21 protein-coding genes are annotated in these 25322 nt (G+C 35.7%); 13 read left to right on the forward strand and 8 right to left on the reverse strand.

Annotated features, from left to right (window positions below; translation table 11 throughout):
• The first annotated feature begins 76 nt into the window (after positions 1-76).
• Both ACFOWM_RS10635 and ACFOWM_RS10640 read left to right on the forward strand, forming a co-directional pair.
• Positions 77-514, forward strand: coding sequence for a nucleoside deaminase (locus tag ACFOWM_RS10635; protein ID WP_379709754.1), 438 nt, complete (start codon positions 77-79; stop codon positions 512-514).
• A 161-nt stretch (positions 515-675) separates the two neighbouring features.
• A complete protein-coding gene (locus ACFOWM_RS10640; RefSeq protein ID WP_379709756.1) occupies positions 676-1278 on the forward strand; it encodes a superoxide dismutase in 603 nt (200 codons plus the stop codon).
• 48 nt (positions 1279-1326) lie between these two features.
• On the opposite strand, the gene yidD is transcribed toward ACFOWM_RS10640, so the two are convergent.
• Positions 1327-1560 carry a membrane protein insertion efficiency factor YidD gene (gene yidD, locus ACFOWM_RS10645; RefSeq protein WP_379709759.1) on the reverse strand — a complete coding sequence of 78 codons (234 nt, stop codon included), beginning with the start codon at positions 1558-1560 and terminating at the stop codon, positions 1327-1329.
• Positions 1544-1966, reverse strand: coding sequence for a ribonuclease P protein component (gene rnpA, locus ACFOWM_RS10650; RefSeq protein ID WP_379709762.1), 423 nt, complete (start codon positions 1964-1966; stop codon positions 1544-1546). Before rnpA ends, yidD begins: the two co-directional genes overlap by 17 nt.
• A gap of 129 nt (positions 1967-2095) precedes the next feature.
• Here rnpA and ACFOWM_RS10655 point away from each other — a divergent pair, with 129 nt between their 5' ends.
• Both ACFOWM_RS10655 and ACFOWM_RS10660 read left to right on the forward strand, forming a co-directional pair.
• Positions 2096-3805, forward strand: a complete 1710-nt coding sequence (locus tag ACFOWM_RS10655) for a mucoidy inhibitor MuiA family protein (protein WP_379709765.1) — start codon at positions 2096-2098, stop codon at positions 3803-3805.
• Positions 3806-3951: 146 nt separating this feature from the next.
• Positions 3952-4425 (forward strand): Dps family protein, encoded by a 474-nt coding sequence (locus tag ACFOWM_RS10660; protein ID WP_379709767.1) that lies wholly within the window; start codon positions 3952-3954, stop codon positions 4423-4425.
• 99 nt (positions 4426-4524) lie between these two features.
• Here the strand turns inward: ACFOWM_RS10660 and atpA are convergent, their stop codons facing one another.
• On the reverse strand, positions 4525-6102 hold the full coding sequence (gene atpA / locus ACFOWM_RS10665) for a F0F1 ATP synthase subunit alpha (RefSeq protein ID WP_379709770.1): 1578 nt from the start codon (positions 6100-6102) through the stop codon (positions 4525-4527).
• A 339-nt stretch (positions 6103-6441) separates the two neighbouring features.
• Here atpA and ACFOWM_RS10670 point away from each other — a divergent pair, with 339 nt between their 5' ends.
• The 5 genes from ACFOWM_RS10670 to ACFOWM_RS10690 all read left to right on the forward strand — a co-directional run bounded on the left by ACFOWM_RS10670 (position 6442) and on the right by ACFOWM_RS10690 (position 14681).
• Positions 6442-11934, forward strand: coding sequence for a M36 family metallopeptidase (locus ACFOWM_RS10670; protein ID WP_379709772.1), 5493 nt, complete (start codon positions 6442-6444; stop codon positions 11932-11934).
• 86 nt (positions 11935-12020) lie between these two features.
• Positions 12021-12851 carry a glutamate racemase gene (gene murI / locus ACFOWM_RS10675; RefSeq protein WP_379709774.1) on the forward strand — a complete coding sequence of 277 codons (831 nt, stop codon included), beginning with the start codon at positions 12021-12023 and terminating at the stop codon, positions 12849-12851.
• Between the two features lie 129 nt (positions 12852-12980).
• Positions 12981-13148 carry a 50S ribosomal protein L34 gene (gene rpmH / locus ACFOWM_RS10680; protein WP_379709776.1) on the forward strand — a complete coding sequence of 56 codons (168 nt, stop codon included), beginning with the start codon at positions 12981-12983 and terminating at the stop codon, positions 13146-13148.
• A gap of 170 nt (positions 13149-13318) precedes the next feature.
• Positions 13319-14011 carry a ClpP family protease gene (locus ACFOWM_RS10685; protein ID WP_379709778.1) on the forward strand — a complete coding sequence of 231 codons (693 nt, stop codon included), beginning with the start codon at positions 13319-13321 and terminating at the stop codon, positions 14009-14011.
• A gap of 46 nt (positions 14012-14057) precedes the next feature.
• The gene (locus tag ACFOWM_RS10690; RefSeq protein WP_379709780.1) at positions 14058-14681 is read left to right on the forward strand and encodes a ClpP family protease; all 624 of its coding nucleotides are present in this window, start codon (positions 14058-14060) and stop codon (positions 14679-14681) included.
• 67 nt (positions 14682-14748) lie between these two features.
• Here ACFOWM_RS10690 and ACFOWM_RS10695 read toward each other — a convergent pair whose 3' ends face one another.
• Positions 14749-16671 carry a TonB-dependent receptor plug domain-containing protein gene (locus tag ACFOWM_RS10695; RefSeq protein ID WP_379709782.1) on the reverse strand — a complete coding sequence of 641 codons (1923 nt, stop codon included), beginning with the start codon at positions 16669-16671 and terminating at the stop codon, positions 14749-14751.
• Positions 16672-16868: 197 nt separating this feature from the next.
• Here ACFOWM_RS10695 and clpX point away from each other — a divergent pair, with 197 nt between their 5' ends.
• The 4 genes from clpX (at position 16869) to ACFOWM_RS10715 (ending at position 21549) form a co-directional block, all read left to right on the forward strand.
• A complete protein-coding gene (gene clpX / locus ACFOWM_RS10700) occupies positions 16869-18104 on the forward strand; it encodes an ATP-dependent Clp protease ATP-binding subunit ClpX (protein WP_379709784.1) in 1236 nt (411 codons plus the stop codon).
• Between the two features lie 380 nt (positions 18105-18484).
• Entirely contained in the window at positions 18485-19747 is a 1263-nt protein-coding gene (locus tag ACFOWM_RS10705) for an adenylosuccinate synthase (RefSeq protein WP_379709787.1), read from the forward strand.
• Between the two features lie 79 nt (positions 19748-19826).
• Complete coding sequence (locus ACFOWM_RS10710; RefSeq protein ID WP_379709789.1) at positions 19827-20267, forward strand: hypothetical protein; 441 nt, start codon at positions 19827-19829, stop codon at positions 20265-20267.
• A gap of 10 nt (positions 20268-20277) precedes the next feature.
• A complete protein-coding gene (locus ACFOWM_RS10715; RefSeq protein ID WP_379709792.1) occupies positions 20278-21549 on the forward strand; it encodes an anthranilate synthase component I family protein in 1272 nt (423 codons plus the stop codon).
• Position 21550: 1 nt separating this feature from the next.
• Here ACFOWM_RS10715 and ACFOWM_RS10720 read toward each other — a convergent pair whose 3' ends face one another.
• From ACFOWM_RS10720 to rplS, 4 genes are all read right to left on the reverse strand, one after another.
• Complete coding sequence (locus tag ACFOWM_RS10720) at positions 21551-22741, reverse strand: lytic transglycosylase domain-containing protein (RefSeq protein WP_379709795.1); 1191 nt, start codon at positions 22739-22741, stop codon at positions 21551-21553.
• A 5-nt stretch (positions 22742-22746) separates the two neighbouring features.
• The gene (gatA, locus tag ACFOWM_RS10725) at positions 22747-24192 is read right to left on the reverse strand and encodes an Asp-tRNA(Asn)/Glu-tRNA(Gln) amidotransferase subunit GatA (RefSeq protein WP_379709797.1); all 1446 of its coding nucleotides are present in this window, start codon (positions 24190-24192) and stop codon (positions 22747-22749) included.
• An 83-nt stretch (positions 24193-24275) separates the two neighbouring features.
• Positions 24276-24572, reverse strand: coding sequence for a Sec-independent protein translocase subunit TatA/TatB (locus tag ACFOWM_RS10730; protein WP_379709799.1), 297 nt, complete (start codon positions 24570-24572; stop codon positions 24276-24278).
• A gap of 168 nt (positions 24573-24740) precedes the next feature.
• The gene (rplS, locus tag ACFOWM_RS10735; protein ID WP_379709801.1) at positions 24741-25115 is read right to left on the reverse strand and encodes a 50S ribosomal protein L19; all 375 of its coding nucleotides are present in this window, start codon (positions 25113-25115) and stop codon (positions 24741-24743) included.
• Positions 25116-25322: the final 207 nt, after the last annotated feature.

The following is a 25322-nucleotide window of genomic DNA, read 5'->3' on the forward strand; positions in this document are numbered from 1 at the left end:
TACTACCTGCTTATTATCCAAATAAACTGTATTGTTTACAGCCAAAAAATAAGCCATAAATACTTACTTTGCATATATGACTGATGAACAATATATGCGGTTGGCTATAAGAGAAGCCGAAATAGCTTTTGAAAAAGATGAAGTGCCTATTGGGGCAATATTAGTTTTGAATAATACCATTATTGCTCGTTCACACAATCAAGTAGAGTTATTAAACGATAGTACGGCACATGCTGAAATACTTTCATTAACCACTGCCTTTAATGCATTGGGCAGTAAATATTTGCCTGATGCTACTTTGTATGTAACTGTTGAGCCTTGTTTAATGTGCAGTGGTGCGCTATATTGGAGTAAAATTGGTAAGCTGGTGTTTGGTGCCCCCGATGAAAAAAATAGCTACCGAAAATATACAGGAGATGTAAACCCCTTTCACCCTAAAACTATTGTAATTGGTGGTGTTTTGCAAGATGAATGTGCTTTATTGATGAAAACTTTTTTTAAGAACAAACGCTAGTGGGTAGTTAATTACTCAAAAACTATGTTGTAACATTGAAATAGTGCAAAAAATCGTTTATAATTTATTAACCTTTACGTAAAAATAAAAGTTAGTGGTGAATAGAAAATTAGGCTTTAATTTTGCACTATAATAATTTTAAACTTTAAAAATTTAATACAATGGCATTTACATTAGCTCCGCTTCCATACGCTTACGAAGCTTTGGAACCGCATATTGATACCGAAACTATGAAAATTCATCATGATAAGCACCATCAAGCTTATGTTGATAATTTAAATAAAGCTGTTGCTGGTACTGATAACGAAAATAAAAGTATTGATGAATTGGTGAAAGTGGCAGGTAGTATTAGCCCGGCAGTACGTAATAACGGCGGTGGACATTGGAACCATACTTTCTTTTGGGAAAGCTTACAAAAAAATGAAGGTGCAAAACCATCAGGTGCATTAGCTGCAGCTATTGATGCAGCTTTCGGTTCGTTCGATACTTTCAAAGAAAAATTTAATGCAGCTGGTACTACACGTTTTGGTAGTGGCTGGGCATGGTTAATTGTGAAAGATGGTAAGTTAGAAGTTAGCTCAACACCCAATCAAGATAACCCATTAATGGATGTTGCAGAAGTAAAAGGAACACCAATTTTAGGTTGCGATGTTTGGGAACATGCTTATTACTTAAAATATCAAAACAAACGTCCAGCTTATTTAGAAGCATTTTGGAATGTTGTTAATTGGGATAAAGTAGCTGAGCGTTTTGCAAAAGCATAAAACATTTAAATACTAAAGCCACTTTTTTAAGTGGCTTTTTTTATGATGTTATGGCACAGGGTCATGGCCATGTCCACCCCATGGGTTGCAGCTCAGCACTCTTTTAAAAGTGAGCCAAAAACCTTTAAATGGGCCATATTTTGTAAAAGCTTCTAATCCGTATTGTGAGCAAGTTGGCGTATAACGGCATTTTGATGTACCCAATAATGGTGAAATACCCCATTGGTATACTTTTATAAATGCTATAAAAGGGAAGCTTAGTATTTTATTGATTGTTTTCATGCAACTGCTTTACAATTCTGAGCAATGCCGTACTCATTTTTGCGTAAAGTACCTCATATTGTGGTACTTCTTTATGAATATATACAAATAAGATGGTGATCGATTGAGTTGTTGTATCAACCTCTTTTTCAATAATATTTTTTTGCAATCTATATGTTTCTCTTAACAAACGTTTCACCCTGTTTCTATCCGTTGCTTTCTTAAAATTTCTGGTGCTTGCAGAAAAACCTGCTTTCAATCCACTGCCACTGACACTCTTATAAAAAAACACCCGAAGCGGAAAATGAGAAAAACTTTTGCCTTGTTTAAAAAGTACATCAATGGCTTTACGACTTTTTAATCGGTCATCTTTTCCTAAAAAATATCGTGTAGTGCTTGTTACATCACTACCATTGCTTGTACTCATAACAGGTGTAAAATTAGTTATTTCTTTTTAGTAAAGCTATATATCAATTTACATTCAGCATTTCAATATTTTTTTTTAGTGCTTTATGTAATTGCAACAATTATGGCATCTAGTGAGAAATTATTTTTTATGAAATCAATATTATCTATTCTTATTATTTTTTGTTGCATATCAACCAAAGCTCAAAAAGATACAGCAAAAGTTACTGCAAACATTAAAGAAGCTACTGTTTACTTTGGTTACGGAGCAGAGTTAACGCATGATGCCAAAGTGGCCATCACCAAAAATACACGGTACATTATTATTGATAAAGTGAGTACACAAATTGATTTGAATAGTTTACAAATAAGCTGTCCAGAATCTATTTCACTATTATCGCAACAATTTAGTTTGTTCACACCTGCGCCAAAGCCTACCATTGAAAATCCCATGGTTAAAAAAATAGTAGATTCTATCAATCAAAAAAATAAATTGTTGTTAGTATTTCAAAGTAAAATTGATATTGATCAAACGGTGTTGAGCAGTACTGATAAACTTATACAATCAACTATTGCTACTAGTAATAATAAAACGGCCATTACTACAGAGGTGTTGAAATTAATAGATTTTTTAAACGCCAAAATCGAAAAAAACAAACAAGCAATTTTTGATAATCAACAAAAAATGACGTTGATTCGTGAAGATATTGCTGCATTAAATGAAAGGCTCAGTAAGCTTAACCAAGCCGTTGATGAAGATGAAAATGAAGTAACTGAAAATAAAATAGCAACCTATGGCCGTATTGTTTTACAAGTTGTATGTAGGGCTGATGAGCAAGCGCCCATAGCACTATCGTATTATACCCGAAGTGCAGGCTGGCAGCCTATTTACGACATAAGAGTTAACTCAAAAACCAACGCTATAAAATTAGTGTATAAAGCAAGCGTTATACAAAATACAGGCATTAACTGGGTAAAAACTAAACTTACATTAAGTACGGGTACACCTAATTTTACCACAGAGGCACCCGTGTTTAACCCTTGGTATTTACAAATATATGTACCACAATTATACGCAGCAGTTCAAGGAAAAGTTGCAGGTGTATCTATGAGTAATAGCATTCAAGCGTTTGACGATAATATGTTAAAAAAAGAAAGAATTAATACTGATGCTGATAAATCGTACGAATTGTCAGAAGTAAAAGTTACACCTAGTACTTTAAATAATTTTACCAACCTACAACAAGGTTTACTCAATACAAGTTTTGAAATTGATTTACCGTATGATATTGAAAGTAATGGCTTAGCACATAGCATTAATATTAAAGAAGAAAATGTACAAAGTAATTTAAAAAATTATGCCGTGCCTAAGTTAGATGGTGAAGCCTATTTATTAGCAGAATTAACTAATTGGCAAAACTTTGATTTAATACCAGGTAATGCTAATATTATTATGGACGATACCTATATCGGTAAGTCATTTATTGACCCTAACACAACTGCTGATACTTTAAACCTCTCTTTAGGTAAAGATAAAAGAGTGGCAATAAAACGAACATTGGTAAAAGATGCTTCTACCACTAAAACCAAAGATGCATTTACAAAACAAACTTTTACCTACGAGTTAGTTGTTAAAAATAATAAGTTGAAAGAGGTGAATATGATTTTAAAAGACCAATATCCATTAAGTAATGTAAAAGAAATTGAAGTGGAGTTGGTTGACAATGGCAATGCCGCAGTTAATACTGAATTAGGCGTACTTAATTGGCAGTTTACTTTAAAACCTGGTGAAGTTAAAAAGGTACGTTTTAGTTACACGGTAAAATATCCAAAAGATAAAAAAATTGCCAACTTAAAATAAAATCAGTTTTATAAATACGCCACCATAAAAAGATGGCGTATTTTTTTCGGGGAATAAATTACACACAATATCATTTTTTTTTTCTGAAATCAACTTAAAAATAAATTGGCAGCATTTTTTCATTTAATAAACTAAACATATAACACATGAAACCCAACATAGGAATATCAGATGCGCATTTAAAGAAGTTAACCACCATGCTAACGGCTGTTTTAGCTGATGGTATGATGATATACATCAAAACAAGAAAATTTCATTGGAACGTATCTGGTGAAAGTTTTATGGAGTATCATAAACTTTTTGAAGAACATTACAAGCAATTGGAAACATCTATTGATGAAATTGCAGAAAGAGTAAGCAAGCTAGGCGCTATGGCCATTGGTACTACAACAGAGTTTGCTTCAGCCTCTCAAATTAAAGAAACGCCAGGTAAAAACCCAACAAGCAAAGAGATGGTAAAAGAATTGTTGAAAGATCATGAAACTGTCATTCAAACATTGCGTAAAAACATTGAAGAGTGCGATGACAAATTGAAGGATGTTGGTACCGCTGATTTTTTAACAGGATTGATGGAAGCACACGAAACATTAGCTTGGACGTTAAGACGTTACCTTGCATAAAAATATCACCCTTAATACACGAATGATTAATCAATCAATCATCATGAAAATAATAAAGCCTCCAATTTGGAGGCTTTATTTATGATTATATGTTTTGTATTATTTGTATTGAGGAATAATACTGTTGGCTAAATCAACCATTTTCTTTAAGCCATCATCAGGTAAGTTACCTTTTTTAAATTCAGCCATAACTTCAGGTAATTTGTTCTCCATTTCAGTTAAGAAATGTTCTTCAAATTCTTTCACCTTTTTTACAGCAACATTTTTAAGTAAGCCTTGTGTACCTAAATAAATAATAGCTACTTGCTTTTCAACAGCAAATGGTGAATATTGTGCTTGCTTTAAAATTTCAACGTTACGAGCACCTTTATCAATTACATTTTTTGTTGCCGCATCTAAATCACCACCAAATTTTGAAAACGCTTCTAATTCACGGTAAAGTGCTTGGTCTAACTTTAAAGTACCAGCAACTTTTTTCATTGATTTAATTTGAGCGTTACCACCCACACGACTTACTGAAATACCTACGTTAATTGCCGGACGAATACCTGCGTTGAACAAGTTACCTTCCAAGAAAATTTGACCATCAGTAATCGAAATTACGTTGGTAGGAATATAAGCAGATACGTCACCAGCTTGCGTTTCAATAATTGGTAACGCCGTTAATGAACCACCGCCTTTTACTAAATGCTTAATACTTTCAGGCAAATCATTCATTTGACGGGCAATATCATCCTTAGCAACAACCTTAGCGGCTCTTTCTAATAAACGACTGTGCAAATAGAATACATCACCAGGGTAAGCTTCACGGCCCGGCGGACGACGCAACAATAACGATACCTCACGGTATGCTACGGCTTGCTTTGATAAATCATCGTAAATAATTAACGCTGGGCGACCGGTATCACGGAAAAACTCACCAATGGCAGCGCCTGCAAATGGTGCATAGAATTGTAATGGCGCTGGGTCAGATGCTGAAGCAGCAACAATGGTAGTATAAGCCATCGCACCGTTATCTTCTAACGTTTTCATGATACCTGCAATGGTTGATGCTTTTTGACCAATCGCTACATATATACAATAAACAGGTTTACCTGCTGCGTAAAACTCTTTTTGGTTGATAATCGTATCAACAGCAATAGCTGTTTTACCAGTTTGTCTATCACCAATAATTAACTCACGTTGACCACGACCAACCGGAATCATCGCATCAATAGCTTTAATACCCGTTTGTAATGGTTCTTTAACAGGCTCACGGAAAATTACACCAGGTGCTTTTCTTTCTAATGGCATTTCATATAACTCACCTTGTAATGGGCCTTTACCATCAATAGGCGTACCTAATGTGTTAATAACCCTACCGCACATGCCTTCGCCTACTTTAATAGAAGCAATTTGGCCTGTACGCTTTACTTTATCACCCTCACGTATAGCACCGCTATCGCCCATCAATACCACACCTACATTATCTTCTTCAAGGTTTAAGGCAATTGCTTTTACGCCGTTATCAAATTCAACAAGCTCACCAGAGCGAACGTTGTTTAATCCATATACACGAGCAATACCATCACCTACTTGCAATACAGTACCTACTTCTTCTAAGTTGGCACCAGCATTAAAGTTGCTTAATTGCTGACGAAGTATCGCCGAAATTTCATCCGGTTTAATTTCTACCATAAATTATCTGTTGCGTTGGTTAATTTATATCTGAAACCTCATTTTAAAAAGGCTCAATTTTCGGGCGCAAAGGTAGGAGTTATGCAGCGCACTTACAAAAAAAACTCACATATTTCATCTATCAGCGCAATTTTTAATGAAATACCATAAAAAATTTATTATATATGATAGCCTATAATTAGAATTTTTTAAGATTTTGCTTAAAAAAATTTAATAAAACTCAAAAATGACTTATTTTTCAGTTTCAAACTTTTACGAATTCGTACCAAATCGAATTTGTTGGAATAAAATATTTTTCAAAATAAGGTTGAAAAATCAACCATTAATTAATTGTTTTTTATGAAGAAAATTTACCTAGCATTTCTTTCATTTTTGATGATGATGGGATCAATGGCACAAAAAGCAGACCAAGCCATTGCGCTTGATTTGATTACAAAACACAGTGCAGCTGTAGGGTTAGAAAAAATGAAACAAACTGACTACTTCGTAAGTAGTTCTTATGAAAGTGATGGTATTCGATTAGTGTATGTGCAACAAAGTTTGTATGGGTTGCCCATTTTCAACCAAATCAAAACTTTATCATTTAAAAATGATCAAGTAGCATCTGCGGCTGGCGCATTTATTATAGATGCTGAAAAAATTGCTTCGCAAAAATCAGCAACTCCTGCTTTAAAACCTCTCGATGCTATTGGTTTTGCGTTTACTGATCAAAAGTTAGCAGTGCCTACATTGGTACCGCAAATGGTAACTGCTACTTCATTTAATTACGGCAAACCTTTATCTGTTACAGAAAATGTAATAGGTGATTTAAAATGGTTTCCTGTTGAAAAAATGGGAAAAATTGTTTCTTTAAACCTAGTATGGGATGTTTTTGTTGCACCTAAAGGAACAGACAATGAATGGCATATATTAGTGGACGCTGCAAATGGTAAAATTCTTTATAAATACAATCAGGTAGTTTCAGAGGGTTGGGATTTGAAACATGCAAAAAATCCTCTTGCAAAACAAAACTTGCGTAATACCGCTTCAAGTAAATATTCATTTGCTCCAGGTAGTCCTTCTGTTGTGTTTGGGGCTAATTATTTAGTGATACCTTACCCAGCGGAAAGTCCTATTCACCCAGGCGGCACGGCTGCTGTAAGAAGTAATCCATGGACAAATGCTCCGGGTAATGCGTCAACATTAGGCTGGCATAGTGACGGGACTAATGATTATACCATCACAAGAGGTAATAATGCATGGGCTACAGAAGACCAAGCAAATTCAAATCAAAATACAGGTTTAACTGCATCTTCAAGCACTATAAATGATCCATTAAACTTTAATTTCCCTCCAAACTATACTCAAGATCCAAGGACGCCTGCCTTCCAGCAGTTCGCAATTACAAATTTATTTTATTGGAATAATATTGTTCATGACATTTCTTATCAATATGGTTTTACAGAGCCTGCTGGTAATTTTCAGCGTAACAACTTAAGTAGAGGTGGCGCTGGTAATGATGACGTAATTGCACTGGCACAAAGCGGTGCAGGTGGTCCAATTGGTAACAATGCTAATTTTTCTACACCCGCAGATGGGTCAAGACCAAGAATGAGAATGTACTTGTTTGATGCAGTACCTACTACTTTAGTTACAGTAAACGCTCCATCAAGTATTGCAGGAAATTATCAGGCAGTTGAAGGTAACTTTAGTACAACCAACCAATTAGCAGTTACTGGTCCAAAAACAGGACAAGTAATTTGGTTTGATGATGATGGGGGCTTTAACCATGAGGCATGTGGAGGTTCGTTAACACCGTTAGCAGGTAAAATAGCATTAATCAATAGAGGTAACTGTAATTTTACAGTAAAAGTTGCAGCGGCACAAGCGGCGGGTGCTATTGCTGTAATTATGGTAAATAATGTTGCTACTGCACCAATTATTATGGGAGGTGGTCCAGATAACACAATTACCATTCCTGCAGTAATGATTTCTCAAGCTAATGGCGCAATTTTAGCTGCTCAAATTGCTAATAATTTAAATGTAACCATAAATGGTAACCCTGGTGTAGTGTTAGATGGGGATCTAGATAATGGTGTAATTGCTCATGAATACACACATGGTATTTCAAATAGGTTAACTGGAGGTCCAACTAACATTAGTTGCTTGAACAATGCTGAACAAGGTGGTGAGGGTTGGAGTGATTATTTTGGTTTAATGGTTACCACAGATTGGGCTACTACTCCACTAACTGATGGACCAAGAGCTCGTCCTATTGGTAATTACGTAACAGGTCAAAGTGCAAGCACAGGAGTTGGTATTCGTTTATATCCTTATTCTACGAATTTAACAACCAATCCATTGACTTATGCAAATATGGGTACAGGTACTGTTGGTACAGAGGTACATAACATCGGAGAAATACTTTGTGTTACTTTATGGGAGATGACTTGGGCGATAATAGCACAAGAAAATTCTATAAATCCGAACTTATATAATTATACTGCGACAGGTAATGGTGGTAACAGCATTGCTTTAAAGTTAGTATTAGAAGGTATGAAATTACAACCATGTTCACCTGGTTATGTAGATGTTAGAAATGCTATTTTAGCAGCAGATAGAAATTTATATTGTGGTAAACATGCATGTGCAATTTGGACAGCTTTTGCAAAGAGAGGATTAGGTTTTGGTGCATCACAAGGAAGTGCTAATAGCGCTACTGACCAAACTGCATCCACTACTTTACCGCCTGCTCCAACTGTTGCAACACAACCTATAGATGTAACCGTTGCAGCTGGAGCAAACGCAACTTTCACTGCAAATGCAGGCGCAGATGTAAACTTAATTTATCAATGGCAAGTAAGTACCAATGGAGGTACTACATGGACAAATATTGATTGTTCAATTGCATCTACTTTAACGCTTAATGCTGTAACAGGTAGTATGAATGGCTATAAGTACAGAGCAATTGTTTCGATTGGTTGTGCTACCACTACCACTTCAGTTGCTACATTAACAGTTACAGGTGGTGCTACTGCTCCAACTTTTTCTACGCAACCATCTAACGTAACGGCTTGTGCTGGTACAACGGCTACATTTACAGCAGCTGCTACTGGTACAGGTGTAACATACGCTTGGGAAGTGAGTACAAATGGCGGTACAACATGGGCGCCAGTTACCCCAGCAGCAACTACAACAACACTTACATTAACCAACGTAACTGTAGGTATGAACAATAATCGTTATCGTTTGGTGGCTACAAACACCGTTGGTAGCACAACATCAAATGCTGGTATATTAACAGTAAATGCTGTGCCAAATGCACCAACGGTTTCAACGCCTATCACTTATTGCCAAGGCGCTACAGCTGTTGCTTTAACAGCAACTGGCAATAGTTTATTATGGTATACTACTGCAACAGGTGGTACTGGTAGTACAACTGCACCAATACCATCAACTTCAACCGCAGGTTCTACCACTTTCTATGTAAGCCAAACAGTAAATGGTTGCGAAAGCCCAAGAGCATCAATTGTAGTTACAGTAAATGCAGCACCGGCAGCACCTACAGTTACAACGCCAGTTGCTTATTGTCAAAATGCAACAGCTACACCATTAACAGCTACAGGTACAAGTTTATTATGGTACACTACGGCAACGGGTGGTACAGGTAGTGCAACTGCACCAACACCATCTACTGCAACTGTTGGTTCAACAACTTTCTATGTAAGCCAAACAGTCGCTGGTTGTGAAAGCCCAAGAGCATCAATTGTTGTTAATGTAACAGCAACAACCCCTGCTCCAACGGTTACTAGTCCAGTTACATACTGTCAAAATGCAACAGCAACGCCATTAACAGCTACAGGTACTGGTTTATTATGGTATACTGCTGCAACAGGTGGTACAGGTAGTACAACTGCACCAACACCTTCAACAACCACTGTTGGGTCAACTACTTTTTATGTGAGTCAAACAACTTCATGTGGAGAAGGCCCAAGGGCATCAATTGTGGTAAATGTTACTGCACCACCTGCTGCTCCAACAGTTAGTTTACCTTTAACGTATTGTCAAGGTGCTACGGCTCCGTCATTAACCGCAACAGGTAGCAACTTGTTGTGGTATACAACAGCTACAGGCGGTACAGGAAGTGCAACAGCACCAGTACCTTCTACTGCTACAATTGGTAGTATAACATATTATGTAAGTCAAACAGTAGGTTGTGAAAGCCCAAGAGCTTCAATAACAGTAAACACGGTAGCAGTGCCTGCTGCTCCAACTGCTAGTTCGCCAGTAACCTATTGTCAAGGAGCTACGGCAACTGCATTAACTGCAACTGGAAGTAACTTATTATGGTACACCACTGCAACAGGTGGTACAGGTAGTGCAACTGCACCAACACCATCAACAACAACGGTTGGTTCTACTACTTTTTATGTTAGCCAAACAACTACATGTGAAAGTCCAAGAACTGCAATAGTAGTTAACGTTACAGCGGCAACATCCATTACCTCTCAACCAGCAGCGGTAGTAACATGTAGTGGAGCGAACGCAACATTTACAGTTGCTGCAACTGGTACAAACGTTACTTACCAATGGCAATCAGCAACAAGTTGTGCTGGAACCTTCACAAATATTGCAGGTGCAAATGCTGCTACATATACTGTTAACAATGTTACCACGGCTATGAGTGGTACTGCATACAGGGTAATTGTAAGTGGAACTTGTGCTCCTACAAGTGTAACTTCAACTTGTGTAACATTAACCGTAAATGCTGCTACTACAATAACCACACAACCAACTGATATAACAAGGTGTACAGGTACAGCAGCCACATTTACCGCAGCTGCTGTAGGTGGTACAATTAGCTACCAATGGCAGGTAAGTACCGATGGCGGAACTACTTGGACTAATATTGCTGGCGAAACAAATGCTACTTACACAATTGCATCTGTTACAGCAGCTATGGCCAATAATAGGTATAGAGCTTTAATTTCAAGTTCATGTGCTGCAAATACACCAACAAATGCAGCTATTTTAACAGTACAATCAGCTCCAAGTATAACCACACAACCGGCAGATATTACCTCTTGTACAACCACTGCAACTTTCAATGTTGTTGCAACTGGTACTGGTATTGTGTATCAATGGCAATTAAGTACTGATGGTGGTACTACATACACCAACATATCAGGTGCTAACAGCGCTACTTTGGTGATACCTAACTTAACCGCTGCAATGGCCAACTACAAATATCGTGTGGTAGTATCTACAACTTCATGTGGTACAGTTACTTCAAATAGTGTTACAGCTCGAGTGGGTTTACCTCCGGTTATAGTTTTAACGGCATCGCCAACAACTGCATTTAACCCATCAATACAAGGTGGTTTATATACAACTGTAAGTCCTGTAGGAAATTATACTTACCAATGGACTTTAAATGGACAAGTTTTAACTGGTATTACAGCCACATCAATCACAAAAGCAAATGGTTTGTTGAATGATTTTGGCACTTATCAAGTTAGGGTTACTGATGCAGTTAGTGGTTGTTTTGGATTATCAAACTCAGTAACAATTACAGATATTGCTAATCAAAGAGATCAATTATTTATCTCTCCAAACCCAACACAAGGTTTAGTAAGAATTAGTTATTACAGTAGTGTAACCACACCGCAACAAAGAATTATTACGGTGTACGATGCAAAAGGTGCAAGAGTAATGAGTAAAAACTTTACTGTTGCAGGTAGATATGGTACGATGGAGTTAGATTTATCAAGAATGAATCAAGGTACCTACACCATCATGCTGAGCGATGCATCTGGTAAGAAAATTGTTAGCGATAAAGTAATTAAATATTAAATTATCAAATAATTGAAACTGTAAAATCCCAGTCGATCATCGACTGGGATTTTATTTATACCATTATCCTCTTTATTTTTGATGAGATGATGCAACAGCAACAACAATATATTGGTGTATTTGATAGTGGTTATGGAGGATTAACCGTTTTAAAAGAAATTGCCGCATTATTACCATCATACGATTTTATGTATTTAGGTGATAATGCAAGGGCTCCTTATGGTCCTCTTGATTTTGATACCGTATATAAGTATACTTTACAAGCTGTACAATGGTTTTTTAACCAAGGTTGTCATCTTGTTATATTAGCATGTAATACTGCATCAGCGAAAGCATTGCGAACCATACAACAAAATGATTTACCACATTTAGCACCACATAAAAGGGTATTGGGGGTTATTAGGCCTACATCAGAAGTAATAAATCAATATACCAAAACCAACCATGTAGGTATTTTAGCTACCAATGGTACAGTACAATCAGCCTCCTATTTATTAGAAATTAAGAAACTGCATCCTCAAATAGTTGTTGCGCAAGAAGCTTCGCCAGCTTGGGTTGATTTGGTGGAATCAGGTGCATATAATACACCAATGGCAGATGGCCCCGTACAATACCATGTAAATAATTTACTTCAAAAAGATGCTTCAATTGATTGTTTACTCTTAGCTTGTACACATTATCCGTTGTTAATCAATAAAATAAAAACATATACACCCCAACACGTTACGGTACTTTCACAAGGTAATATTGTTGCAGAAAGTTTGGTTCAATATCTACAAAAGCATCCTGAAATTGATGCTCATTGTTCTAAAAATGGCGAAAGAAAGTTTTTTACAACAGGTAATACAATAGATTTTGACAACCATGCGTCAGTTTTTTTTGGTGAAACAATTGTTTCAACGCAGGTAAAAATCTAATTTGATTTAAAATTAGCTGATGGATTGAAATTATTTTCCTACTTTTGCCATCCTTTCACAAGCGGCGGGGATGGTGCCTTGCTGATGAGAATGCTTAAACAATTTTTGTAAAAGGAAAAACATTTAACAATGCCAGGAAAAAAAAGAACTTACCAACCCCACAAACGTCGTAGAAAATCAGTACATGGTTTCCGTGAGCGTATGTCAACTGCAAATGGCCGTAAAGTATTGGCTAGCCGCAGGGCAAAAGGTCGTCATAAACTTACTGTTTCTGATGAGCATGGTTCAAAAAAATAGCATATAATCTAGCTATTACAGCAAAAGATATTGTACAGCCTCCATTTTTGGGGGCTTTTTTGTGTTAATATGTCATGGTTATTGTAAAGGAATAGTTTTTGACTAATTCCCTAATATTGAACTAATAATACAGTCAATTCAACGATATTTGCTAACATAATTTATAAACCATGAATTTTGGACAAGAGTTTGAAAAGTATGCTGTAAAGCATAAAGGCATTAGTAGTAACACACTCGATGGCTATATAAAACACAATGTAACGAACCTCACACCCAATATTATTGAAGAACGTCCTATGAACGTAGCAGTAATGGATGTTTATAGTAGGTTGATGATGGACCGTATCATATTTTTGGGCTACCCAATTAATGATGAAGTAGCTAACATTGTAACAGCGCAATTATTATTTTTAGAAAGTACCGATCGTTTTAGGGATATTCAAATGTATGTAAACTGTCCGGGTGGTAGTGTGTATGCTGGCTTGGGTATGTATGATACCATGCAGTTTATTACACCAGATATTGCTACTATTTGTACAGGTATGGCGGCAAGTATGGGCCAAGTGTTAATGTGTGCTGGTGCAAAAGGTAAACGTACTGCATTGAAGCATAGCCGTATTATGATGCACCAACCAAGTGCAGGTGCTATGGGGCAAGCTAGTGACGTTGAAATAACCGTTAACGAAGTGAAGAAGGTAAAGCATGAGTTATACAGCGTTATTTCTTTACACAGCGGTCAAACAATTGAACGTATTGCTGAAGATTGCCAAAGAGATAAATGGTTGACGGCAATTGAAGCCAAAGAATATGGTTTGGTTGATGAAGTTTTGTTAACCAACCCACGTAAAGCAAAAAAAGATTAATTTTTGCTTTTGCACAACAACATTAAACATTAAAACAATTAGAGATATGCGTTTATATAATTCAGGTATTCGTTTAGATGATGAGGAAGAAGCTCCAAAAGAACTGCCCGAAAGTCCGATGGAGAAAATGATGTCAGGCTGGCAGTTTGACAAAAAATTTATTGAGCAACGTAAAATATTTTTATGGGGCCCAGTAGATGATAAAAGTGCAAAAGATATTACCAATCGTTTAATGTACTTAGAAGCTATTGACCCTGGTAAAGAAATTACTTTTTATATCAACAGCCCTGGTGGTGTAGTTACTAGCGGTATGGTTATTTATGACACTATGCAAATGATATCGTCGCCTGTAAGTACAGTGTGTATGGGTATGGCAGCAAGTATGGGTAGTATTTTATTAAGTGGCGGCGAAAAAGGCAAACGCTTTATTTTTCCTAACGGAGAAGTAATGATTCACCAACCAAGTGGTGGCGGACAAGGTGTTAGTGCCGACCTTGAAATTATGGCAACGCAAATGCAAAAAGTAAAAGAAATGGGTGCCCAAATTTTGGCAGATAATTGCGGTAAAACAAAGGCACAAATTATGAAAGATTTTGACCGTGATTATTGGATGGATGCCAACGAATCAGTGGCTTACGGTATAGTGGATGCTGTAATTACTAAATTATAATCTTATAAAATTCAATAAAAAATGCGCTTCATTTTGAAGCGCATTTTTTATTGAACAAAACAATAAATTAATTTTTTTGAAATCGCCATTGTACACCACCCATTAACCACCTGCTAGGCATTTGTGTACCTAAAATATCAACATATTTTCTGTTGAACACATTATCAATTTCACCGAATACACTCCATTTTTTTTGACAAAAACTAACAGCTGCTTTAGCATTCATTAAAAAATAATCTTTATCAACAGCAGTATAAAACGCACTGCCACTGCGTTGTGGTCGTTTTTTATAAATACCGTTCGCAGCAATACTAAATGATTTGTATTGGTAAAAAACTGAAAAATTGGTTAAAAGTGTTGCATGCGAATTAATATAAAATGATGGAACAGCTTCGCTGGTATTTGTTGTTAAAATAATCCAACCTAAAGTTGCTGTAATAAAATGTTGATGAAAGTTTTGTTGCAGCGTAACATCAACCTCAGCTCCCTTTGTGTTTACAGTTGAAACATTTTTTGCCAAAGCATAAGTGCCACTGGGAATAATATTTATTTTACGTGGAATATCAGCATACGCTGTGGGTATGTAATCAATTACATCTTGTTGTTTTCTTTCAAATACAGATGCAGCTATTTTAAGGGGCTTTCCAATAAAATAATCAGCCCCTAGTTCATAACTTAAAGAGGTTTCCGCTTGAAGGTCAGGGTTGCCTAAACTACCACTGCGTACCAAAGCTTTGCCATAATTGTTGTAACGTTCTGTAAAGTCAGCATCTCTAATAGTTGTTCCAATACTACCTCTTAATTGAAAATTATTTTGTTGGTACGATGCATTTAGTTGTGGTACAATATATAATTTTTTTGCAGCAGTATTATAATCAGCCCTTAAAGCTGTATTGATATTTATATGTGTACCAATTTTTTGTGTAAGTGTAGTAAACAATGCCATTTGGTTTACTTGGTGGTTGCCACGGTCGTTTGAACGTATTTTTTTTTGAATTGCATTTGCGCCTACTAGCAAAGTAGTTTGCTTAAATAGGTTACGTTGGAAAGTTGCCAATGCTTGTAATAATGAAGCTTTATTTTGGTTAGGTAATGATGCTTTTGAAAATAGATAATAATCATCAGCTTTTTTATAACCAACATCTAATGTAAGTACATGATTGTTTTTATTGAACGCTAATTTTAAATGACTCCAAGAACTGTTCACTCTTTCAATTGCTGTATCACTTCTAAAAGTAGTATAAAAGTTTTGGGCGCTAAAATCTCTACTGTCGTATGCTTGCCTAATACTTAGTTTTAAATGTTTATTTAAAAAAGTACTGTATGATAATGATGCTCTTATATTATTTACAAATCCTTTGGTACCTCTTTGTTGTTGCCCATTTGTTTGCTCAGTATCAAAACCACCAGCAACAGCCGTTTTTTCGGTTGCGTAAATACCACCAATGCTATTAGTAAACAAACCATATTCGCCCAATGTAGTTTGTGTTTGAAATTGTTGTTTCTTTTTTAATGATGCGAATGATTTGGTAATTACATGAATAACACCACCAACCGCTTCAGTACCGTAAATGGCTGATGATGCACCTTTTAAAATTTCTACACGTTCTATTTCAGCAACGGCAATGGGTATATAACTATTAAAATGCCCTGTTAAAGGGTCGTTGAGCCTAATACCATCAATAATGAGCAATACTTGTTGAAATGTACTACCTCTAATAATAATATCGCCTTGTGCACCTAATGGTCCTCTTGCTTGTACCTCAATACCGGGTATGTATTTTAATAAATCATCAATATTATGTACAGGCAATTGTGTAAATAACTTTCCATCTAGCACTGTAATATTTCTACCAGTTTTTGAAACTTTGGTAGGACTAATTGCTGATGTAACCGTAACAGGGTCGAGTGATGTATTTGTTTGAGCGTAAGTAACATTACAAATCAAAAAAAATATAGTCCCAAGTATAAAAGTATAATACCTCATCATTCACTTTAATTTTTTCGGCTGCAAATATAGGGTTATAATGTAATTATGAAATAGAGGCTATTGTGTGACTTATTTCGTAAGAAATTGAAAAGCCATTCATATACCATGCAACTTTCAAATGAAAGTATTTGTCATACTTACTAAAACTACCACGTATCTTTGCAAATTGAAAAATACAGCGTTTAAATACAAATAACATGGCAAAAACACCGATACTTCATTGTTCTTTTTGTGGCAGAAGTAGAGATGAGGTTAAAATTTTAATTGCAGGACAAGATGGGCATATATGCGAAAACTGTGTTGAGCATGCTAAAGAAATTATAGGTCAAGAAGTTGGTTTAGCACCTGAAACAAAGGCTACCTCTAACTATAAACTTACCATTAGAAAACCACAAGAAATTAAAAAGTTTTTAGATGAATACGTAATTGGCCAAGATGATGCTAAAAAAATATTAGCTGTTGCGGTATACAATCACTACAAAAGACTTAACCAAAAAACAGAAAATGACGTTGAAATAGAGAAAAGTAACATCATTATGGTAGGCGAAACGGGTACAGGTAAAACCTTATTGGCCAAAACCATTGCTCGTATGTTGAATGTGCCTTTCGCAATTGTTGATGCTACCGTGTTTACTGAAGCTGGTTATGTAGGTGAAGATGTGGAAAGCATGCTGAGTAGGTTGTTACAGGCTTGTAATTACGATGTTGCAGCAGCTGAAAAAGGTATTGTTTTTATTGATGAAATTGATAAGGTTGCTCGTAAAAGTGATAACCCTAGTATTACAAGAGATGTTAGTGGCGAAGGCGTACAACAAGGATTATTGAAATTACTTGAGGGTAGCGAAGTGCTCGTACCACCACAAGGCGGCCGCAAACACCCTGAGCAAAAATTGGTAAAGGTAAACACCCAAAATATTTTATTTATTTGTGGCGGTGCTTTTAGTGGTGTTGATAAAATAATTGCTCGTAGGGTTAATACCAATGCCATTGGTTTTAATGTAAATAAAGATTTACAACAGTTTCAAGAAGATAATTTATTACAATATATAAGTGCACCAGATTTAAAAAACTTTGGTTTAATACCAGAGTTATTAGGCAGATTGCCTGTGGTTACCTACCTCAACCCTTTAGATGCACCAACACTAAAAAATATTTTAACGGAGCCTAAAAATAGTTTGGTAAAACAGTTTACTAAATTGTTTGAAATTGAAGGTATTGCTTTAAAATTTGAGCCTGCTGTACTAGATTTTATGGTTGAAAAAGCCTTAGAATATAAACTTGGCGCAAGAGGTTTACGTAGTATTTGCGAAAGTATTTTAACGGATGCTATGTATGAAATGCCGAGCCAAAAACTCAAAAGTTTTGATGTTACCCTTGAGTATGCACAACGTAAGTTTAGTACCAGTAAGTTAAGTATGCTTAAAGTAGCGTAACCCCAAAAATCAATTTTTGTAACCCTTTTCAATATTTGAGAAGGGCTTTTTTTTGAATAGATTGCTCAATATTTTACTTTCATTTTATTAATTTAATGAGTTATTTTTTTATTGGTTCACATTATTTTAGTTTATTGTTTTTTTTCATTTTACTTTTACGCCCACAAGCATACAATTGCCCCAAAATTTAAAAAAAATGATGGGTTAATTCTTGCAAAAACGCACAAGGGCTCCGGGATAGTAGCGTAAATATTTTTAAAACCATCGGTTAAAAATATTGCAGCGAATAGCCCGAACTGAGGCTGATGAATGGTATAGTTGTTGACCGCCCCAATTTGACATTTTATTTTTTTTATACATTATTATTTAAACAAATTACAATGGTTGATGTTATTTTGGGCTTGCAATGGGGCGATGAAGGGAAAGGAAAAATTGTTGATTTTTTTGCAAAAGACTACGATGTAGTGGCTCGTTTTCAAGGTGGCCCAAATGCTGGCCATACTTTGTATGTAAACAATACAAAAATTGTATTGCACCAAATACCGAGTGGCATTTTTCATACCGATAAAATCAACCTTATTGGTAATGGGGTTGTGTTAGATGCTGTAACACTTAAAAAAGAGTGTGATGCAGTAGCTGCTTTAGGTTTTGATTACAGAAAAAATTTGTACATCAGTGAACGTACACATTTAATTTTGCCTACACATAGGGCCCTTGATAAAGCTAGTGAGTTAGCAAAAGGGTCAGAAAAAATAGGAAGTACTTTAAAAGGTATTGGACCGGCATACATGGATAAAACCGGTCGTAACGGCTTACGAGTTGGCGATTTGTTAGATAAAAGTTTTACTACACAATACATAAAACTTCGTTTGAAACACCAACGGTTGTTAGATAGTTTTAATTTTCAAGAAGATATTAGTGCTTGGGAAGAAGAGTTTTTTGAAGCATTAGAATTTTTAAAAGAATTAAAAATTGTAAATGGTGAGTATTTCATCAATGAACAAATTGCTGCAGGTAAAAGAGTATTGGCAGAAGGAGCACAAGGCAGTATGTTAGATGTTGATTTTGGTACATTCCCGTTTGTTACGAGCAGTAATACTATTTCAGCAGGTGTATGCTCTGGCTTAGGTATAGCGCCACAAAAAATAAAAGAAATTATTGGTATTACAAAAGCTTATTGTACAAGGGTTGGTAGCGGCCCATTCCCTACAGAATTACACGATGCAACAGGCGATTTTTTAAGAAATACTGGTAACGAATTTGGTAGCACTACAGGGCGCCCACGCCGCTGCGGCTGGATTGATTTAGTAGCTTTACATTTTGCTTGTATGATTAATGGGGTTACGCAAATTGTAATGACAAAAGCTGATATTTTAGATGGTTTAGATACTTTGCAAGTGTGTAACGCATATAATGTAAATGGTGTTGAAACCAAGCAGGTGCCTTTTCAAATGAATAAATTGAACATTACACCAGTATTACATTCTTTTAAAGGTTGGTATACTGATATTACACAGTCAACAACTTTTGATAGCATGCCAGCTGAAATGAAAACATATATTGATTACCTCAATAATTATTTAAATGTTCCGGTAAAATATATAAGTAACGGCCCAGGAAGAGAACAATTGGTAACTATTTAAAATTTTATAAAAAAAAGAACGCAAAATATTTGGCGAATTAAAATTACCGTTGAAATTTTACAAATATAATTTTGATACAATGGCACTGAAAAAAGATACTGGAAAAAAAGCAACAACAAAAAAAGTTGTACCAGAAAAAGGCACATCAAAATCAAAAGCTAGCAAAGCAAAAAGTATTGATGAAGATGATGATTTAGAAGATGATGACTTCGATGAAATTAAACCTACAAAAGCCGCAAAAGGCAAAGGAAAGAAAGTAGTAGCAGATGATGACGATGATGATGATATTGATGTTGCTGATGATTGGGAAAAAGCAGATGACGATGATGATTGGGATCCTGACTTTGAAGAGTTTGATTTACCACCATCAAAAGCAAAAAAAGGCGCTACAAAAAAATCGAAAGATGATGATGATGATTTGAAACTAGATGAGTTCAAAGAATTTGATTTGTTTGATGATGATTTAGGTGGTGGCCGTGGTGGCCGTGGTGGTTTTGATGATGACGATGATGATTTTTAATTAAAAGCATTTGCAACAAAATACTGAAATAACAGCTGCTGTAATAGCGCTAAAATTTAAAATGTTGAACTGGGCTAACCAGTTCAACATTTTTTGTTTATTAGATAACAATGGTTACCAACACCAAACATCAGCATTTGAATGTTTATTGGCTGTTGGTGTAAAACGTTCGTTTGAATTTAAAGCAGCACACCGTTTTGATGCTTTACAGCAATTTTATAATGCAGGCCCAGGTTGGCTGTTTGGCCATTTGGGTTACAATGCAGCTGGCAATGCATACTCAACTAATAACGTTTTAAATACATCATTTGGTGATGGCTTTTTGTTTGAGCCAGTTTCAGTAATTCGATTAGATGATAAAGCACAAATAACGGTTTTACAATCTATTGAACCATCAGAAAAAATTATTGCTGAAATTTTGCAAACGCCAGTGTTTAATGATACAACCGCCACATCTTTCACCTTAACCCATCAGCTTAGCAAGCAAGCTTATATCCAAAAAATTGAACAAATAAAAGCACATATACAACGTGGCGATTGTTACGAAGCCAATTTTTGTATGGAGTTTTTGGGTAATGTTACCTCCTTTAATGCCATTACAGCCTATCAAAAACTTACTGCAATTTCAGCAGCACCCTTTGGGGCCTTTTATAAATTAAATCAACAATATTGTTTGTGTGCAAGCCCTGAAAGATTTTTAAAAAAGCAAGGTTCATTATTACAATCACAACCCATAAAAGGTACAGCAAAGCGTAGTAGTAATTTTGATGAAGATCATCAAAATAAAACCACATTACGCAACAGTAAAAAAGAGCAAAGTGAAAATGTAATGGTGGTTGATTTGGTACGTAATGATATGAGCCAAGTAAGTACCAAAGCATCGGTAAAAGTTACAGAGTTATTCGGTATTTACAGCTTTCCGCAAGTGCATCAAATGATTAGTACCATTGAATGTACCTTACAAAACCCCTCACATTTTGCAAAAGCCTTAGCAGTATGTTACCCGATGGGCTCAATGACTGGAGCACCCAAAAAACGAGTAATGGAAATTATTGAAAATACAGAATTAACACAAAGGGGTTTGTTTTCTGGTGCACTAGGTTATATTACTCCTGATGGTGATTTTGATTTTAACGTTGTAATAAGGAGCTTATTTTACAACGAAGCAATGCAACAAGTATCTTTTTTTGCTGGAAGTGGCATTACTTATTATTGTGATGCAGCAGCAGAGTACGATGAATGTATGGCTAAAGCAGCCGCTTTGTTACAAGTACTACAATAATTTAATTTTTAGTTTTCTTTTTTGTACCCGTTGGTGTTTTTAAACTTGGGTAAACTGTTGCATTATCTGGCACATCAGCATCGCCTAACATCAACTGTACTGATTCATTTAGTATCTGGTATTTTTTGGTAATAAACTGCGTCATTTTATCGCTTGGTAAAATCAATTCGTACCTACCATTGGCTGCAATTTGGTTATCAAACAAAGGGTTATAACGGTTAAACGATACAATATCCATTGCAATATTTTTTGCTATTACAACAGAGCTGTATTTACCTGTAATGGTTGCTGTTTCGGCTTGTTCCATTTCTTCAATTGAAATGGTTGGTTTGTTATTATAAGGGTTTAAGGCACTGCCGCCTGAGCCGCTCATACCAAAACCTGTGTTGTTAAATGTATTGGTGTTACCACCTGCTTCCATAATATAGTGTGTGGCAATAAACTTTTTTACATGGTTGCGACTTTCTTCAGGCAAATAATATTGCAATGCCCAAAAATTTCGACTACCACTTTTTTGTATAGCACTGTACACCCTACCAGGCCCGCCATTGTAGGCTGCAATCACCAATAACCAATCGTGCATTTGCTTATACAGCATTAATAAATAACGGGCTGCTGCATGGGTACTTTTAAAATAATCTCTTCTATCATCTGTTACACCATTTACCACCAAACCAAATTGACGAGCAGTGTAGGGCATAAATTGCCAAGGCCCTCCAGCTCCAACCCAACTGGTAGCGGTGGTTTTTAAATTACTTTCAATTACAGCTAAGTATTTTAATTCTTTCGGCAATCCGTATTGGGTAAAAATATTATCAATCAAATTAAAATAGGGCAAGCACCAACTTTTCATATTGGTTAAATATTTACTGTGTAGGCGTAAATAATCTTGCATATATTTTTCTGCATTAGGGTTTACCTGTTGCGAATAGGGCATGGCAGCATTGTAGCCGTAAGCAGGGAACAAGTTTTTTAATCCATAACGGGTTAATTGACTAAAGTACTGTACTTTGTCTTTTTTAGGTACGCTTCTCGTTTCAACAATTTCATCAATTATATTATCTTCTACCTTTTCTAAAGTGGTATCATTTAAAGGTAGTAGGGTACTATCTTGCGCTATAGTTTTTTGTGCATTACCGTTTATAAAAACAGCTACACATAACAAGGTTGATATGACGATGGTTTTCAGCATTAATTTTAAACAGCCGTTATTTTATATTCGCTCATGAGCATATCTGCAATTTGGTGCAAAATTACTTCATGGTTTTTATTAGTGAGTATTTGTACCCCAAACGGCATGTTATTACTGTGTGAAAATAATGGTACCGCCAAAGCTGGTAAGCCCGTTAAATTAGCAAATACCGTAAAAATATCAGCTAAATATGTGGCAATAGGGTCTTTATCATTTTGGCCAATATTGAAGGCCGTTGTAGGACATACAGGCAAAATAATGGCATCGTAGGTTTCAAATATTTTGGTTACTTGATCAACTAACAAGCGTCTTATTTTTTGTGCTTTATTGTAAAAGGCATCATAATACCCGGTACTTAGTACAAATGTGCCCAACATTATTCGTTTTTTTACTTCGTCGCCAAATCCTTCTGTTCTATTATGAAGGTAAAATTCATTAAGGTTGGCTGCAGGTAAAGCTGATTGATGGCCATACCGAATACCATCATACCTACTTAAGTTACTACTAGCTTCGGCTGTGGTGAGTACATAATAGGCTGGTACAATATAATCGAGGTATTCAAAATCAATAACATCAGTTAAATGGTTGCCTTGATGTAATTGAACTTGTAATGATGTTATGGCACCAGCAATTTCAACGTCAATACCTTTTGTTTGTAAAGTTGGTTGAAGAAAAGCAAATTTGTATTTCTTTTGGGGATGATGCGGCTCAAAATTAAAAGCGGTGGTGGTTTGCAGCATCGTACTATCCATTACATCTGGCTGGTGCATAATGCTAAATAGTAAAGCAACATCTTGTACGGTTGTTCCAAAAATGCCTATTTGGTCAAACGATGAGGCGTAGGCAATTAACCCATACCTTGAAATTGCACCATAGCTAGGCTTTAAACCAATAATACCACAAAAGTCGGCTGGTTGGCGAACAGAGCCACCCGTATCGCTCCCCAATGAAAGCATACACATACCAGCTTGTACTGCCACAGCGCTACCGCCAGATGAACCTCCGGGTACTTTTGTATGATCTAATGCATTAAGCACTTTTCCATAATATGAATTTTCGTTGGTGCTACCCATCGCAAATTCGTCGCAATTACAGTTGCCAATGATGATGGCATCTTCATCAATTAAAAATTGTAATGCAGTAGCAGTGTATAACGATTCAAAATTTTGTAAGATGTTAGATGCAGCTGATACTTTATGACCTGCGTAACAAATAACATCTTTAATAGCGATTACAACACCATGTAACTTTTTGAGTGGCGTACCGGCTTTACGTAACGCATCTAATTGTTGTGCTTTTTGTAAAGCCTCAGTTTCGTACACTTCAATAAATGCATTAAGGTGTTGCTGTTGTTTTATTTGGGTAAGATAGTGCTGTACCACCGCTTCGCAGCTTATTTCTGCTGCATTAAGTTGTTGGTGGTATTGCTGTATAGTTGAAAATGAAAACATATTGTAAAGGTAATTGAAACCAATAAAAAGGCCGAAAAACAGGCGCTTGTCCTATTTTTCGGCCATCAATATTTTAAATAATATTAAGAGTTTTTAAGTGCTTGCTCTTCTCTTAATTGTTGCAATTTTAATTCTTGTAATCTAATTTCATCAGCAGTTGACATGGGTTGTCTGTCTTTTTCTCTCATGCCTTCTTCAATTTCACTTTTTACATTGTTTTTAGCATCATTAAATTCTCTCATGCCTTTACCCACACCTCTCATTAATTCTGGTATTTTTTTACCACCAAACATTAACAATACTACTAAGATGATTAAAATCCATTCGCTACCGCCTGGCATAGACAATAACAATACGTTGTTGAAAATATGTTGTACCATAACTATTTTTTTAAAGTGTAAAGATAAATGATTTTATACGAGTGCAACTTTGATTTGTTGATTATTATTTCGTTTAACGGGGTATTAACTTTAATTACATCACTATTAAATAAAAATAAAAAAAGCGAAACCATTAAGTTTCGCTTTTTACAATCATTTGTATATGAATTAGGCTTTACCTTTTTTAAGACCAACAGCCATTCTTTTTTCTTTAATACGAGCACTTTTACCACTTCTTTCACGTAAGAAATACAATTTAGCCCTTCTTACACGACCAACTTTGTTTAAAACAATACTTTCGATGTTTGGTGAAAATACAGGGAATAGGCGCTCAACACCTACGCCATCGCTTATTTTACGTACAGTAAAAGTAGCGGTAGAACCAGTACCTTGACGTTTAATAACATCACCTTTAAAGCTTTGAATACGCTCTTTAGTACCTTCTACAATTTTGTAGTTAACAGTTACGTTATCACCTGCCTTAAAAGTAGGAAGTGTTGGTATAGTGGTTAATTGTTCGTGTACAAATGCTACTGCGTCCATATCTATTCTTATTTTGGAGTGCAAAGGTAAGGGAAATTTTCAAAAAATGTCATTTAACTGCTAATATTTTTTATTGGGTAGTCGATTTCAGTTAAAAATACTTTATAAGATCAACTTTTGGTAAGCTGTAAAGGTGCTTCAATTAAAATAATACGCTGCTAAATGAAGAAAAAAATAAGCGATGACAATAATCATCGCTTATTTTTT

It is taken from the genome of Ferruginibacter yonginensis, assembly GCF_042651465.1.
Taxonomy (GTDB): Bacteria; Bacteroidota; Bacteroidia; order Chitinophagales; family Chitinophagaceae; genus Ferruginibacter; species Ferruginibacter yonginensis.

Bases quoted from the DNA above. Each gene is read 5' to 3' on its own strand.
- ACFOWM_RS10655 (WP_379709765.1), top strand. From the start codon at position 2,096: ATGAAATCAATATTATCTATTCTTATTATTTTTTGTTGCATATCAACC.
- ACFOWM_RS10660 (WP_379709767.1), top strand. From the start codon at position 3,952: ATGAAACCCAACATAGGAATATCAGATGCGCATTTAAAGAAGTTAACC.
- ACFOWM_RS10705 (WP_379709787.1), top strand. From the start codon at position 18,485: ATGGTTGATGTTATTTTGGGCTTGCAATGGGGCGATGAAGGGAAAGGA.
- ACFOWM_RS10720 (WP_379709795.1), bottom strand. From the start codon at position 22,741: ATGCTGAAAACCATCGTCATATCAACCTTGTTATGTGTAGCTGTTTTT.
- ACFOWM_RS10690 (WP_379709780.1), top strand. From the start codon at position 14,058: ATGCGTTTATATAATTCAGGTATTCGTTTAGATGATGAGGAAGAAGCT.
- rpmH (WP_379709776.1), top strand. From the start codon at position 12,981: ATGCCAGGAAAAAAAAGAACTTACCAACCCCACAAACGTCGTAGAAAA.
- ACFOWM_RS10640 (WP_379709756.1), top strand. From the start codon at position 676: ATGGCATTTACATTAGCTCCGCTTCCATACGCTTACGAAGCTTTGGAA.
- atpA (WP_379709770.1), bottom strand. From the start codon at position 6,102: ATGGTAGAAATTAAACCGGATGAAATTTCGGCGATACTTCGTCAGCAA.
- rplS (WP_379709801.1), bottom strand. From the start codon at position 25,115: ATGGACGCAGTAGCATTTGTACACGAACAATTAACCACTATACCAACA.
- ACFOWM_RS10710 (WP_379709789.1), top strand. From the start codon at position 19,827: ATGGCACTGAAAAAAGATACTGGAAAAAAAGCAACAACAAAAAAAGTT.
- gatA (WP_379709797.1), bottom strand. From the start codon at position 24,192: ATGTTTTCATTTTCAACTATACAGCAATACCACCAACAACTTAATGCA.
- ACFOWM_RS10670 (WP_379709772.1), top strand. From the start codon at position 6,442: ATGAAGAAAATTTACCTAGCATTTCTTTCATTTTTGATGATGATGGGA.
- murI (WP_379709774.1), top strand. From the start codon at position 12,021: ATGATGCAACAGCAACAACAATATATTGGTGTATTTGATAGTGGTTAT.
- ACFOWM_RS10635 (WP_379709754.1), top strand. From the start codon at position 77: ATGACTGATGAACAATATATGCGGTTGGCTATAAGAGAAGCCGAAATA.
- yidD (WP_379709759.1), bottom strand. From the start codon at position 1,560: ATGAAAACAATCAATAAAATACTAAGCTTCCCTTTTATAGCATTTATA.
- rnpA (WP_379709762.1), bottom strand. From the start codon at position 1,966: ATGAGTACAAGCAATGGTAGTGATGTAACAAGCACTACACGATATTTT.
- ACFOWM_RS10695 (WP_379709782.1), bottom strand. From the start codon at position 16,671: ATGATGAGGTATTATACTTTTATACTTGGGACTATATTTTTTTTGATT.
- ACFOWM_RS10685 (WP_379709778.1), top strand. From the start codon at position 13,319: ATGAATTTTGGACAAGAGTTTGAAAAGTATGCTGTAAAGCATAAAGGC.
- clpX (WP_379709784.1), top strand. From the start codon at position 16,869: ATGGCAAAAACACCGATACTTCATTGTTCTTTTTGTGGCAGAAGTAGA.
- ACFOWM_RS10730 (WP_379709799.1), bottom strand. From the start codon at position 24,572: ATGGTACAACATATTTTCAACAACGTATTGTTATTGTCTATGCCAGGC.